Here is a 14,337-nt window from a genome sequence, read left to right as displayed (position 1 = left end):
TCGTCACTGAATCAGCCGTGGGGCAAGTGCATTACAGGATGTTGAATGGAATCGTGGTCACGAGACGGAACTCGTTGATGCTGCCATCACCCTGGTTTTCGCTGGCACGGTGAGCGGTGTAGGTCGCGCGAACAGTGGTGGCCTTGAGTGGGCCGCTCTGAATGGCGTACGTAGAACCGATGCCGTATTCGTAGTGGGTCTCGCCGTCCATGTTTTTCACGTCATAGGCGGTACCGGTGTAGTGAGTACCGTCGATGCCCCAGCCACGCGCCTGGTAGATGTTGAACTTCAGGCCTGGCACGCCGTATTCAGCCATGTTCAGGCCGTAGGCGATCTGGAAGGATTTCTCGTTCGGGCCGTTGAAGTCCGACAGCAGGGAGTTGGCCAGGTAGATGCCGTTGGTTTCGTGCAGGTAGTCGAAGTACTCGTTACCGTTAATTTCCTGGTACGAGAAGCTCAGGGTGTGAGCCTGGTGAGTCAGGCCGAACGACAGGGAGCCAGCTTGGTTGTCGATTTCGCCCAGCAGTTTTTTGCCTTCGTCGACGGTTTTGTAGTAGTTCAGGCCAGTGGTCAGGCTCAGAACCGAGCTGTCACCCAACACGTGGCTGGCGCCGAAGTAGTACTGGTTCCACAGATCTTCAGCCTGGGTGCCCCAGAGGCTGGTGGTCAGGCTGGCGAACGGCTGGTAGGTGATGCCGCCGGTGTTGACGTGATCGGTTTCAGCATTGGAGTCGCCGTATTCGGAGCGGAATTTGCTCAGGCTTTCTTCGGTACGCGGCGAAACGCGGTCAAAGGTCCCCAGATCGAAAGCCAGGTTATTCAGCTCTTCGCTGTGGATCGCGACACCTTCGAAGCTCGAAGGCAGTGGGCGGTTGCCGATCACATCGACTTGCGGGCTGCTGAAGTTCATGCGGCCGGCGGTCAGGGTGGTGTTGGAGACACGGGCCTTGATGTTGGCCAGGCCGATTTTGCTCCACTGACCTTGAGCGTCGCCGCCTTCTTTGGTCAGGGTACGGTTGTTGCCCGCGCCTGGGCGTGTGCCCGGTGCGCCGCCGTTGTTGGACGCCAGGTTCTCGCGGTCACGTTCCAGAGCAATGGCGTTGTAGGCCGCTACTTCTGTGCTGAAACCCACGGTGCCTTCGGTGAAGCCCGAGTTGTACTTGACGATGGTGCCCTGGAGCCAGTTGATACGACGATCAGTCGGGGTCGCTACACCGTCTTTACGGTAAGTGAACTTGCCACCACGTTTCAGTTGTTCGTTGGCGTACCAGTTACGCGTGCTGCCGGTGACCGTACTGCCTTCGATAAAGCCGGTTGCATCGGCTTGAGCGCTTTTGGTGTTGACCGTAACCGGGGTGAATTCCTGGCTCTGGGTTTCTGCGTACGCCGAGGCGGTTACGCTGCTGATGGCCAAGGCCAGTAACGCGGTGCTGCTCAGTTTCATGGGGTGACGCTCCTTTCTTTCTTTTTTTAATGCCGGTCTTTTTTGGTGATCCGGCTATTTGGTTTGGAACTCATACAAGGCATCGCAAACGTTTGCTGTAGGCCGGATTGACGAATTACGGCAATACGCTTGCGTGAGGGCGGAATCCGCCCCCAGCGTTTCTGGCTAATCGGTTATTTTTCTATGCTGACGCCCGAGAACACGTTACGACCGAAAGGACTGACCTTGAATCCTTCGATTTTGGCGCTCAACGGCTGGTTAACCGTCGAGTGGGCGACTGGCGTAATCGGCACCTGCTGCTTGAGGTACTGCTGCGCCTGTTTGTAAAGCACGGTGCGCTGGTCGCGGTCGGTGACGACCTTGGCCTGTTTGATCAGCTTGTCGTACGCCGGATCACACCACATGGAGTAGTTGTTGCCGCCAATAGCATCGCAGCTGTAAAGCGTGCCGAGCCAGTTGTCGGGGTCCCCGTTGTCACCGGTCCAGCCGATCAGGCTGACGTCGTGCTCGCCATTCTTGGTGCGCTTGATGTACTCGCCCCATTCGTAGCTGACGATCTTCACTTTGAGCCCGATCTTTGCCCAATCAGACTGGAGCATTTCGGCCATCAATTTGGCGTTCGGGTTGTAAGGGCGCTGAACGGGCATCGCCCATAAAGTAATTTCCGTGCCTTCCTTCACGCCGGCGGCCTTGAGCAGTTCCTTGGCTTTTTCCGGGTTGTAGGCGGCGTCTTTAATGGTCTCGTCGTAGGACCATTGGGTCGGTGGCATGGCGTTGACCGCCAGTTGACCGGCACCTTGATAGACGGCGTTGAGAATGCCTTGCTTGTTCACCGCCATGTCCAGCGCCTGGCGCACTTCGAGCTGGTCGAAAGGCTTGTGGCGTACGTTGTAGGCGATGTAACCCAGGTTGAAACCGGGCTTCTCGATGAGCTTGAGTGACGGGTCGTTTTTCAGCGCAGTCACGTCGGCAGGGCGCGGGTGCAGGGTGATCTGGCACTCGTTGGCCTTGAGCTTCTGCACCCGCACCGAGGCGTCGGTGTTGATGGCGAAAATCAGGTTCTCGAGCTTGACCCGACTCGGGTCCCAGTACTGCTTGTTGCCGGTGTAACGGATGTTGGAATCTTTCTGGTAGCTCTTGAATACGAACGGCCCGGTGCCGATCGGCTTCTGATTAATGTCGCTTGGCTTGCCTTCGGCCAGCAGTTTGTCGGCGTACTCGGCGGACAGGATGGCGGCGAAGCTCATGGCGATGTTCTGGATGAACGCGGCGTCCACGCTGTTGAGCGTCATGACCACGGTCAGCGGCCCGGTCTTCTCGACCTTGGCGATGTTCTTGTTCAGGCTCATTCCGTTGAAGTACGGGAATTCGGTCGGATAAGCCTTACGGAAAGGTTGCTGTGGATCGAGCATGCGATTGAACGTGAACAGCACGTCATCGGCGTTGAAATCACGGGTCGGCGTGAAGTATTTGGTTGTGTGAAATTTCACCCCTTCGCGCAGGTGAAAAGTGTACTTGAGACCGTCCTCGGAAATATCCCAGCGAGTGGCCAGGCCTGGTACGACGTTGGTGGCGCCTTTTTCGAACTCTGCCAGTCGGTTGTACAACGGCTCGGCGGCGTCGTTATCGGTCGCGGTCGTGTACTGCGCGGTGTCGAAGCCAGCCGGGCTGCCTTCGGAGCAGAACACCAGGCTGTTATTGGCGGCCTGGCTGATGGAAGTGGCGGCCAACAGACCGGTGCCCAGCAATGCGGATAAAACCAAGGTATGGCGCATGACGCTCCCTTTCTCTTATGTGTTTTTCAATGAGCCGCCATCCCGTCCGGGGACGTGGAGGCATCATTGAACTCAAACCATGGCATGCAGCAATAACCGAGAGCCCACGCACGAACTGGTCAGATCCCGACGGTAGGAGCCGTGGGTCTGGCAGTAAATACGTAGAGTCCTAAAGACTCGTAGGAAATGGCAACGCGTCCGACGCCGCGGCTGTAATACTCAGCGGAATTGGATGTAGGTGGTTTCCTACTTTCTCGGCAGATAAAGCAACGGCGACGTCAAAACGTCGCCGTTGCAAAACCTTATTTGCTGACGCTGACGCCGTAGAAGGAGTTCAAGCCAAACGGGCTGATCTTGAAGTCCTGCACGCTGTCGCGCATGGGTTGGAACACCGTCGAGTGAGCGATAGGTGTCATTGGAACGGCATCTTTGAGGACGTGTTGCGCCTGTTTGTACAGTTCGGTGCGCTTGGACTGGTCGGTCGTGCGCTTGGCTTCTTTCACGATGCCGTCAAACTTCTTGTCGCACCACTTGGAGAAGTTGTTGCCTTGCAGCGAATCGCAGCCGAACAGCACGTTCAGCCAGTTGTCCGGGTCACCGTTGTCGCCGCTCCAGCCAATCAGCATCGCGCCGTTTTCGCCGCCTTTGGAGCGCTTGATGTACTCGCCCCACTCGTAGGTCACGATCTTGGCTTTGATACCGATCTTGGCCCAGTCGGACTGCAGCATTTCAGCCATCAGTTTGGCGTTCGGGTTGTACGGACGTTGTACCGGCATCGCCCACAGGTTGATCTCGGTGCCTTCCTTGATGCCGGCTTCCTTGAGCAGCTCTTTGGCTTTCTCAGGGTTGTACGGCGCATCTTTGATGGTGGTGTCGTAAGACCACTGGGTCGGCGGCATGGCGTTGACAGCCAGTTGACCTGCACCCTGGTAAACCGAGTCGATGATCTGCTGCTTGTTGACGGCCATGTCCAGCGCTTGACGCACCTTCAGTTGGGCCATCGGGTTCGGCTGGTCGCTGCCCTTGATCTTGTCCATCACGTTGTAGGCGATGTAACCCAGGTTGAAACCAGCCTGGTTAGGCACTTTCAGAGTCTTGTCTTCTTGCAGCGCCTTCAGGTCGGCCGGACGTGGGAACAGAGTGATCTGGCACTCGTTCTTCTTCAGCTTCTGGATACGCACCGACGGGTCGGTGGTGATGGCGAAGATCAGGTTGTCGATCTTGACGTCGTCAGGCTTCCAGTAGTCCTTGTTCCCGGTGTAGCGGATGTTGGAGTCTTTCTGGTAGCTCTTGAACACGAACGGACCCGTGCCGACCGGCTTCTGGTTGATGTCGGCGGCTTTGCCTTCTTTCAACAGCTGCGCGGCGTATTCGGCGGACTGGACGGACGCGAAGCTCATGGCCATGTTCTGGATGAACGCGGCGTCGACTTCTTTCAGGGTGAACTTGACAGTTTTGTCGTCGACTTTATCGATCTTGGTGATGTTGGTGTCCATCCCCATGTCGGTGAAGTACGGGAATTCAGTCGGGTACGCCTTACGGAACGGATCATCCTTGTTAATCATGCGATTAAAGGTGAACAGCACGTCGTCGGCGTTGAACTCACGAGTTGGCTTGAAGTACGGGGTGGTGTGGAACTTCACGCCGTCGCGCAGGTGGAAGGTGTAAGTCAGGCCATCATCGGAGATGTCCCATTTGGTCGCCAAACCAGGAATAACGGCGGTGCCGCCGCGCTCGAACTGAGTCAGGCGGTTGAACATGGTTTCTGCAGAGGCGTCGAAGTCGGTTCCGGTGGTGTACTGACCAGGATCAAAACCGGCCGGGCTCCCTTCGGAGCAAAACACCAGGTTAGTCGCCGCTTGGGCGAAAGGTGCGCTGGCTAACAAGCTTGCGCCGACTAAAAACGGAATGACCGCGTGTTTAAGCATGGTGGCCTCATGATTTGTTGTCATTTTTGGAATTAGAGGACGACCTCGTGAGTCGACCTGCGGATACTTATGCAGGGGCCATACCCAATGCAAGATCCGGAGCGACCACAGGCGTTAAACAGTGGCACGAACGTACCTTAATGTCGCATTTGTATAAATTCGCGCGCATTTGACCGTTTGCGCAGGTTTTTTTCAGTGCAAATCGCGCACCTGTGCGGTGCGATCTGGACGTTTTGCGCACTCGATTGGAGCGCGGTGTTACTTATTTATACCCATCATTGAGGGGTGTGAACGGGGAGTGCGGGCCTGAATGAGATTGAGTTCTGGTTTGGTGGCCAGGTGGTTGTTGTTTAAAGGGTTGTTGTGTCTGTGGGGGCAGATTGTTTCGTTACTGTTTGTCAGTGAACATCTGTGGGTGATGCCTGGCTTTGGGATTTGGTGGGGCTGCGTGGGCGTGTTGGTAGTACCGGGGGTGCAACCTTTGCTGCTTGCGGTAGCGCTTTTGGTTTTTTCCAAATGTTGAGCGTCCCGTAACGAGCACTTTCTGACCCGATTGATCATTCCCGGGTTTCGGTTTTTGGTTTTGGTCGGGCATAAAAAAACGGCGATCACTTCGGTGATCGCCGTTTTTGTGTATGGGTTATCGAATCAAGGCATCAACACTTCAATCGAACCATCCGCCGTCATGCTGACCTGACTTGTACCAGCTTCGACTTCCGGCGTCACCGGCGCACTGTCCATGCTCGCCGCTTTCATCATCATCGGCGCGCGCATGTACGGTTGTGGATAACCGTTGCTGTTCAGGTTCAGGTTGACGATTTTGTAACCCTTGCCGCCCAACGCGTCGGTGGCCAGTTGCGCACGGGCCTTGAAGGCAGTCACGGCGTCTTTGAGCAGCGCATCTTCGCTGGCCTTGCGGGTTGGGGTGGCGATAGCGAAGTCCATGCCACCCATTTTCAGGTCGGTGAGCAGTTCGCCGGTCAGTTTCGACAGCGCCGCAAAGTCGGAGCTTTCCAGGCGCAGTTCGGCGCGCTCGCGCCAGCCGGTGATTTTCTGGCCCTTGGTATCGTAGATCGGGTAACTGTTGCGGCTGCCCTGGCGCAGGGTGACTTCCTTGACCTGTTTGGCCTGGGCCAGCGCTTTGTTCATGGTGGTGCTGACGTCGGCGGCGAGTTTGGCCGGATCGGTGTTTTGTTCTTCGGTGTAGAGGGTCACGATCATCAGGTCGCGGGCCACTTCCTGACTGACTTCGGCGCGCAGGGCGATCTGATTGTAATGAAGTTCGTCGGCAGCCAGGGCCGGGAGGCTGGCGACGGTGCCAACACTAAGGGCAAGAAGAGCGGCGCTGCGGCGGAATGTGTGCATGAAAGCTCCTTGGGCGATGCGCAGGGGTAATGTCCGAGCCTGCGTGAAACCATCAGACTCTAGCTTTTATGATCCGGTTCGCACAGTTACAACTTCTATACAGATCGATCACAGGTGACCCTGTGGTGAGGGGATTTATCGGAACGCCGCACCGCCCCGTTCGGCTGCGAAGCAGTCGTAAATATCGCCCTGAAGTAGGCAGGCAGGATTCGGTTGTAAATTTTGGGGCGGCTTCGCCACCCAACGGGGATAAATCCCCTCGCCACAAAGACCTTCAGCCATTCACAAGTGTGGCGGTTTGCCGCACTTTTGCCTGTCAGCCCCCGTGCTTGGTTATACTCCGTGCGATCCGCCTGGAGCGCTCATCAGGAGAGCTCATGCTCGCCCCCGTTCAAATCACTTCCGCAACTCGCCAGAATCTCTGGCGGCTGACGTTCATCCGCACATTGGTGTTGGCCGCTCAGGCCGGTTCCGTGGGCCTGGCCTACTGGCTCGACTTGCTGCCGCTGCCCTGGTTTCAACTGGCCGCGACCCTCGGTTGCTCGATGTTGCTGTGCGCGTTCACGGCTATTCGCTTGCGCACCACATGGCCGGTTACCGAACTCGAATACGCCGTGCAACTGGCCTGCGACCTGTTTATCCACAGTGCCTTGCTGTACTTCTCCGGCGGCTCGACCAACCCCTTCGTCTCTTATTACCTGGTGCCGCTGACCATCGCCGCCGTGACGTTGCCGTGGCGTTATTCGGTGATTCTGTCCGGTATCGCGTTGACGATGTACACCCTGCTGCTGGCCCGCTTCTATCCGCTGCAAACCTTCCCGATCGCTCGGGAAAACCTGCAGGTTTACGGGATGTGGCTGAGTTTCGCCCTGGCCGCGGCGGTCATCACCTTCTTCGCTGCACGCATGGCCGAAGAGCTGCGCCGTCAGGAAGAACTGCGTGCCATCCGTCGCGAAGAGGGCCTGCGCGATCAGCAACTGCTGGCCGTCGCCACCCAGGCCGCCGGTGCTGCCCATGAGCTGGGCACGCCGTTGGCGACCATGAGTGTGTTGCTCAAGGAAATGCGTCAGGACCACCATGACCCGATGTTGCAGGATGACCTGAGCGTGCTGCAGGATCAGGTCAAACTTTGCAAAGAAACCTTGCAGCAACTGGTGCGCGCCGCCGAGGCCAATCGTCGATTGGCCGTGGAGATGCAGGACGTCACCGATTGGCTCGACGAAGCCCTGAACCGCTGGCACCTGATGCGCCCGGAAGCCAGTTACCGCTTCCAGCGCTTGGGCCAAGGCGCCGTGCCGCGCATGGCGCCGCCGCCGGACCTGACCCAGGCGCTGCTGAATTTGCTCAACAACGCCGCCGACGCTTGTCCCGAAGGGCTGCAAGTGACGCTGGACTGGAATGCCGAGGACTTGACCATCAGCATCCGCGACCACGGTGCCGGTGTACCGCTGGCCATCGCCGAGCAGATCGGCAAGCCATTTTTTACCACCAAGGGCAAAGGTTTCGGCCTGGGCCTGTTTTTGAGCAAGGCCAGCGTGACACGCGCCGGCGGCTCAGTGAAACTCTACAGTCATGAGGAAGGCGGCACGCTCACCGAGCTGCGCCTGCCCCGTGTCGCCCGAGGAGACGAACATGAGTGACGAGATCCAAGTCGAAGGCGAAGAACTGCCGCATTTGCTGCTGGTAGACGACGACGCAACGTTTACCCGGGTGATGGCCCGTGCCATGGCCCGCCGCGGCTTTCGCGTCAGCACCGCCGGTTCCGCCGAAGAAGGCCTGACCATCGCTCAGGCGGACCTGCCAGACTACGCCGCGCTGGACCTGAAAATGGACGGCGATTCCGGCTTGGTGCTGTTGCCCAAGCTCCTTGAGCTGGACCCGGAAATGCGCGTGGTGATCCTCACCGGTTACTCGAGCATCGCCACCGCCGTCGAGGCGATCAAGCGCGGCGCCTGCAATTACCTGTGCAAACCGGCGGACGCCGATGACGTGCTGGCCGCGCTGCTCTCCGAACATGCCGACCTCGACACACTGGTACCGGAAAACCCGATGTCGGTCGATCGCCTGCAGTGGGAACACATCCAGCGCGTGCTGACCGAGCACGAAGGCAACATTTCCGCCACTGCCCGGGCCCTGGGCATGCACCGCCGCACGCTGCAGCGCAAACTGCAGAAGCGTCCCGTTCGTCGCTGAACCTGCGCTGAATGAATGCAGGCCGCTCCTCGCGGGGAACCGAACCGATCATCTATGATCGGTTCGTGTGTGTTCTTTTCTTTATCGAGCCTTATCCATGAATCAGAACGCTGAATATTCCGCGGTCAACGATGCTGTGCGCGGGCAGTTTTTTCGCAAAGTCTGGGCGATGACCACGCCTTATTGGCGCAGCGAAGAGAAGGGCAAGGCCTGGACGTTGCTGATTGCCGTGATCGCACTGTCGTTGTTCAGCGTGGCGATTTCGGTGTGGGTCAACAGTTGGTACAAGGATTTTTACAACGCCCTGCAAAAGAAGGACGAAGCGGCCTTCTGGCAGTTGATCCTGTATTTCTGCGGCATTGCGGCGGTGGCCATTCTCGGCGCGGTGTATCGGCTCTACCTGACCCAGATGCTGACCATTCGCTGGCGGGCCTGGCTCACCGAGAAGCACTTCACCCGCTGGCTCGACAACAAGAATTACTACCAGCTGGAGCAGGGCGGTTACACCGATAACCCGGACCAGCGCATTTCCGAAGACCTCAATAAATTCACCACCAACACCTTGCTCCTGGGCCTTGGTTTGATCCGCAACATCGTCAGCCTGGTGTCGTTCTCGATTATTCTGTGGGGCGTCTCAGGCAGCATTGAAGTGTTTGGCTATACGATTCCCGGCTACATGTTCTGGTGTGCACTGGTTTACGCCGCCGTCGGCAGTTGGCTGACGCATGTGATCGGTCGTCGCTTGATCGGCCTCAACAATAACCAGCAACGTTTCGAAGCCGACTTGCGTTTCTCCATGGTGCGGGTCCGCGAAAATGCCGAAAGCATTGCGCTGTACAACGGCGAGCCCAACGAGAATCGTCGCTTGAGCAGCCGTTTCGGGCTGGTCTGGCACAACTTCTGGGACATCATGAAAGTGTCCAAGCGCCTGACCTTCTTCACCTCCGGTTACGGCCAGATCGCGATCATCTTCCCGTTCATGGTCGCCGCGCCGCGTTACTTCGCCGGCAAGATCGAGCTCGGTGAGCTGATGCAAATCAACTCCGCGTTCGGCAACGTCCAGGAGAACTTCAGCTGGTTCATCAGCGCGTACCAGGATCTCGCCGAGTGGCGTGCCACGTGTGATCGTCTGCTGAGTTTCCGCCAGGCCATGACCGACAACGAAGAGCGGGCACCGGCCATCGATGTGCAGAACCAGGGCTCGGCGTTGAAGGTGCATAACCTTGGCCTTGACCTCGCTGACGGTCGTCACTTGCTGACCAACGCCGACATGACCGTGGAGGAGGGCGAGCGCGTCATGCTCAGTGGCCGCTCCGGCAGCGGCAAGTCGACCTTGCTGCGGGCGATGGGGCATTTGTGGCCGGCTGGCCACGGCAGTATTCGTCTGCCCGCGGCGCGCTATTTGTTCCTGCCGCAAAAACCCTATCTGCCGATTGGCACGTTGCGTGAAGCGCTGAGTTATCCACAGCCGGGCGATACGTATTTGCACGAGCGCTACGTTCACGTGCTGGAGGCGTGCCGTTTGCCGCACCTCGTTGCTCGTCTGGACGAAGCCAATCACTGGCAGCGCATGTTGTCGCCGGGTGAGCAGCAACGTCTGGCCTTCGCTCGTGCGCTGCTTTACGCACCGCAATGGCTGTACATGGACGAAGCGACCTCGGCGATGGACGAGGAGGACGAAGCGTCGCTGTATCAGAGCTTGATCGATGAGATTCCGGGATTGAGCATCGTCAGCGTCGGGCATCGCAGCAGCCTGAAGCGCTTCCATCCACGGCATGTTCGTATCGAGAATGGCCATCTGGTGGATCAAACAGTGACCGCCTGAACACCACAACCCCTGTGGGAGCGGGCTTGCTCGCGAAGGCGGGGTGTCAGACATCCTCATTCTGGATGTCAGACTGCTTTCGCGAGCAAGCCCGCTCCCACAGGGGTGATGTTCGCCGACGGTGATCGTACAACCGCGTTGAGCTATGATGCGGTTTCAGCCGCAACTTTCGAGAAAGACGTTCACCATGGAAAACCCGATCGACGCACCACGCCTCCCTCGCAAGCGCCGCAGCCTCGCTCAGGAACTGGTGACGGTGCTGTCCGAGCAGATCCGCGACGGTCACCTCAAGCGTGGCGACAAGTTGCCCACCGAGTCGGCGATCATGGATGCCCATGGCGTCAGCCGCACCGTGGTGCGCGAAGCGATTTCCCGTTTGCAGGCGGCCGGCCAGGTTGAAACCCGCCACGGCATCGGCACTTTTGTGCTCGATACCCCGAGCCCGAGCGGTTTCCGTATCGACCCGGCGACCGTGGTCACGCTGCGCGATGTACTGGCGATTCTGGAACTGCGCATCAGCCTTGAAGTGGAATCCGCCGGCCTCGCCGCGCAACGCCGCAGCCCCGAGCAACTGGCATTGATGCGAGCGGCGCTGGATGCATTGAATGAAAGTGTTTCCCATGCCAGCGATGCGGTGGCGTCCGACTTCCAGTTCCACCTGCAAATCGCCCTGGCGACGGGCAACCGCTATTTCACCGATATCATGACCCACCTGGGCACCAGCATCATTCCGCGCACGCGCCTCAACTCCGCGCGCCTGGCCCATGACGACCAACAGCACTACATGAATCGCCTGAGTCGTGAGCACGAAGAGATTTACGACGCGATTGCGCGTCAGGATTCGGATGCGGCGCGGGCGGCGATGCGGTTGCATCTGACGAACAGTCGCGAGCGGCTGCGCCATGCGCATGAAGAGGCAGAGGCGCAGCGTTGATTGCAGTTTATGGTTTTAGTTGCACAACCAGATCAGCGGAATAAGCCGGACTACCGGAGAGACTGGTTATGCTGTATCGCAGTTTAGCGGTGGCGTCTGGAACTAAACCCTTCGCAAAAGTTTCTTTTGGAATAGCGAAGGTGACGGGTTTTCCCACCGAGTCTGGCGTCACTATGATCGAGTCGACCCAAGTATTGCCGGTTGAAGTTTGTACAGTGAATTCAACCTTGTCGCCTGCTGCATACGGATATGGCCCAACCTCGCCATGTGCCGCGTCAATCAGGTTATGAACGTAGAGCACTCCTTCGACGGCTTCTTTAAGCACCGGTGCTGCGAGGGCTTTCTGTTGTGCTGTCATGATCAAAAATCCTTTTAATGTTTTATCAAACCGTTCGAATAGGCGCGAATGCAGCGCTACGTTGGCGGAGCCGGTTTGTTAACCCCGACAGTATTTAGGCCGCAGTGACAGTCTTTCGGCTACTGTCACAAATGACAGTGCCGACGAGTGGCGGTGAAATGGGCTGAGTTATTTGTGGGCTGATAGATTGCCATCGCGAGCAGGCTCGCTCCCACAGGGACTGATGTTCGCCGACGGTGATCGTGCAACTGTGTTGAGCCTTTTGTGGTTTCAGCCGCAACTTTCGAGAAAGACGTTCATCATGGAAAACCCCATCGACGCACCACGCCTTCCTCGCAAGCGCTGCAGCAGCGCTCAGGAACTGCGGGGGCAGGTGTTTTCAGATTCACGCCGGGGCCGTTGCGTAGTCGACGTACTCGACTGTGTTATCAATCAACACTTTGAATTTTTTGCGGGTGATCACCCAATCCTTTCCGGGAATCATTTCAAATTCGACGATGTCTCCGACATTCACATGGAGGTCAAACTCCATGGGCATCTCCAGAGCGACATCATTGGTTTCGGCAGGAAATGTAAAGCGGTGTTTTGTTCTCATTGACATTCACCCGAGAAGTAATCGAGTGATCGATTTAGCGTCTTTCAGCGATTACTCAAAACTGTAAGAAATACCAGTTTCGATGAACGGTCAGTGTCTTTTCTGCACCTTCCGTTGCGACCGAAAAAACGCCATCGTCGGAACGCCGCCTGGAGCAGGCTCGCTCCCACAGGGGATCTACAGTGAGCACACGATCAAATGTGGGAGCTAGCCTGCTAGCGATAGGGCCGTCAGCCTTGATGCTGAATTAACAGGCGGAACGCAGGATCGAACGATCCACCCTCACCGCCAATCCAGCTGCCCCAGCCTTGGCATCGAATGCCACAAGCCCATGCTCATCCACCACCGCCCGAGCAATCGGCACTCCCTTGGCCAACAACTCCAACGGCGCACCCTTCAGCGATTGGCCCGAGGCCAGTTCCAGTTTCAATTTGATAGTCATCATCGATCTCCTGATCAGGCAACGTTGCCAGTGGGTTTGTAATCCTTAAGCAGCAAATAAGTGCTCCAGCCCCACCAGTCATCCACGGTGGCGGTGTCGTTCAGGTTGTTGACGTCCTTGCGCCGCAGCACCTTGTTGCCCTCGACCCGGAACAGCGGCGAGAAGTTGGTCGCCAGGTTCAGTACGGCTTGCAGATCAGGCAGCTTTTTCAAGGCGCCGAAATTGGCGGCCGACGGGGCGATTCCGCTGAGATAAGCCGCGAACACTTCATCCGCAGACACCTGAACCGCCTGATTCACCTGGGTGCGATTGGCGCTGGAAAGGTCGTCGAAGTAGCGTTTGTCCCCATACGCGCGCCATTGATCGCCGTTGCCATTGCGCACGTTGAGGCCGAATTTGCTGTCTTCGTCGTGCATGAACCGCGTGATCAACGAACCCAGATCGCTCGGCGTGACCACCGCTGCCAATTGTTTGCGCGGCACTCGCAGGTGGCCGGTGGAAAACAGGTCGGTCAGGTAGTGATCGGCAAAAGCGTTCATCGCATAGGCCAACTCCAACTGCTTTTCATCGCCGCTGGCGTGGGCCCGCACCGCTTGTTGCACCGCCGCGGTGTGCCCGGCTATATAGGCCAGCAGCGCCCATTCGGCGAAGTGATCGGCATTGTTGGCGGCCAGTTTCAGGTATCGCCCCAACGGGAGCAGCGCCGAGACGAAACTGCCGCCGCCGGTGATCTTGTTCCACTCTTCCGACAACGTATCACCGAGGGCGTCATAAGCCTCGTGAGGTTGTTTACCGTCTTTGATCGCCTGCTTGATCGCGGCGATTTCCTTTTGCATCACACCGAGGATCAACTTGGCCTCAGCGTTAGCAGCCGGCAGCACGGCCAGCGAGTTGAAGGCGTTGGTAAAGCGCTGGATTCGGTCAGGGCCTGTCGCGCCTTCGCTGATCGGTTGATCGGGAATTCCATAGAAATCACCCCCCAGCGCGATGACCTGGCCATAGGTCAGCGCCAGCCCATTGGGCAGATGTAGTTCCACCTGCGAAGCGGGAATAGCCGGTGCGTCCTTGATGAAGCGCAGCAGCGTGCTGTCGCCGATGGCGGTGTGTTCGCCACCCTCGAACCTCAGCTGTGGCTTGCCTTTCAGGGCATTGCCGGAGGCTGTGGGCAAAGGCGCGGGAAGGGGAGTCGTAGAGCTGTGATGATCAGCAATCTGCAAGATCACATGTGGGTTATTCCCGATGAGAGGAATGCCATGCTCGGTAAAAAGATCATCCAGTTCGGCAATGACCTGTTTCGGTTTTTCCTTCGGTTGTGCGTGTAGACCTGACATTTCTATCTCCTTGATATGTCGTCGGTACGATCAAAAAATGACTGTATGCATATACAGTCATTTGGATCATAGATGAGAAATTTCCTACGTCAAGAAAATACCTTTCCGACTCAAATTCTGCGGTTGGCGATGAAATGCAGTTGACGG

Annotated in this window: 12 protein-coding genes; 4 read left to right on the top strand and 8 right to left on the bottom strand. The window is 57.6% G+C overall.

The genetic code is table 11. The annotated features are described in order from the left end of the window. Window positions 1-31 precede the first annotated feature (31 nt). The 4 genes from DFS28_RS14960 to DFS28_RS14945 all read right to left on the bottom strand — a co-directional run bounded on the left by DFS28_RS14960 (window position 32) and on the right by DFS28_RS14945 (window position 6,512). Window positions 32-1,444, bottom strand: coding sequence for an OprD family porin (locus DFS28_RS14960; protein WP_111450432.1), 1,413 nt, complete (start codon window positions 1,442-1,444; stop codon window positions 32-34). A gap of 173 nt (window positions 1,445-1,617) precedes the next feature. Further along, a complete protein-coding gene (locus DFS28_RS14955; RefSeq protein WP_111450431.1) occupies window positions 1,618-3,219 on the bottom strand; it encodes an ABC transporter substrate-binding protein in 1,602 nt (533 codons plus the stop codon). A 302-nt stretch (window positions 3,220-3,521) separates the two neighbouring features. Next, a complete protein-coding gene (locus tag DFS28_RS14950; protein WP_111450430.1) occupies window positions 3,522-5,147 on the bottom strand; it encodes an ABC transporter substrate-binding protein in 1,626 nt (541 codons plus the stop codon). A 648-nt stretch (window positions 5,148-5,795) separates the two neighbouring features. Then, on the bottom strand, window positions 5,796-6,512 hold the full coding sequence (locus tag DFS28_RS14945; RefSeq protein ID WP_111450429.1) for an SIMPL domain-containing protein: 717 nt from the start codon (window positions 6,510-6,512) through the stop codon (window positions 5,796-5,798). A 377-nt stretch (window positions 6,513-6,889) separates the two neighbouring features. Between DFS28_RS14945 and DFS28_RS14940 the strand changes: the two genes are divergently transcribed. From DFS28_RS14940 to DFS28_RS14925, 4 genes are all read left to right on the top strand, one after another. After that, entirely contained in the window at window positions 6,890-8,152 is a 1,263-nt protein-coding gene (locus DFS28_RS14940; protein WP_111450428.1) for an ATP-binding protein, read from the top strand. Beyond that, window positions 8,145-8,705 (top strand): response regulator transcription factor, encoded by a 561-nt coding sequence (locus DFS28_RS14935; protein WP_007942792.1) that lies wholly within the window; start codon window positions 8,145-8,147, stop codon window positions 8,703-8,705. Before DFS28_RS14940 ends, DFS28_RS14935 begins: the two co-directional genes overlap by 8 nt. A gap of 97 nt (window positions 8,706-8,802) precedes the next feature. Continuing rightward, on the top strand, window positions 8,803-10,530 hold the full coding sequence (locus tag DFS28_RS14930) for an ABC transporter ATP-binding protein/permease (RefSeq protein ID WP_111450427.1): 1,728 nt from the start codon (window positions 8,803-8,805) through the stop codon (window positions 10,528-10,530). A 187-nt stretch (window positions 10,531-10,717) separates the two neighbouring features. After that, on the top strand, window positions 10,718-11,464 hold the full coding sequence (locus DFS28_RS14925) for a FadR/GntR family transcriptional regulator (RefSeq protein WP_008148921.1): 747 nt from the start codon (window positions 10,718-10,720) through the stop codon (window positions 11,462-11,464). Between the two features lie 7 nt (window positions 11,465-11,471). Here DFS28_RS14925 and DFS28_RS14920 read toward each other — a convergent pair whose 3' ends face one another. From DFS28_RS14920 to DFS28_RS14900, 4 genes are all read right to left on the bottom strand, one after another. Continuing rightward, window positions 11,472-11,822, bottom strand: coding sequence for a hypothetical protein (locus tag DFS28_RS14920; protein WP_111450426.1), 351 nt, complete (start codon window positions 11,820-11,822; stop codon window positions 11,472-11,474). A gap of 385 nt (window positions 11,823-12,207) precedes the next feature. Next, a complete protein-coding gene (locus tag DFS28_RS14910) occupies window positions 12,208-12,417 on the bottom strand; it encodes a hypothetical protein (protein WP_111450425.1) in 210 nt (69 codons plus the stop codon). 247 nt (window positions 12,418-12,664) lie between these two features. Beyond that, a complete protein-coding gene (locus tag DFS28_RS14905) occupies window positions 12,665-12,859 on the bottom strand; it encodes a hypothetical protein (protein WP_111450424.1) in 195 nt (64 codons plus the stop codon). Between the two features lie 14 nt (window positions 12,860-12,873). Beyond that, window positions 12,874-14,190, bottom strand: a complete 1,317-nt coding sequence (locus DFS28_RS14900; protein ID WP_111450423.1) for a phospholipase — start codon at window positions 14,188-14,190, stop codon at window positions 12,874-12,876. Window positions 14,191-14,337 lie beyond the last annotated feature (147 nt).

This window comes from Pseudomonas sp. 478 (assembly GCF_003254125.1).
Classification (GTDB): domain Bacteria; phylum Pseudomonadota; class Gammaproteobacteria; order Pseudomonadales; family Pseudomonadaceae; genus Aquipseudomonas.
Note: the sequence above shows the minus strand (reverse complement) of the source record. Positions and strands in the feature narration are given on the sequence as shown.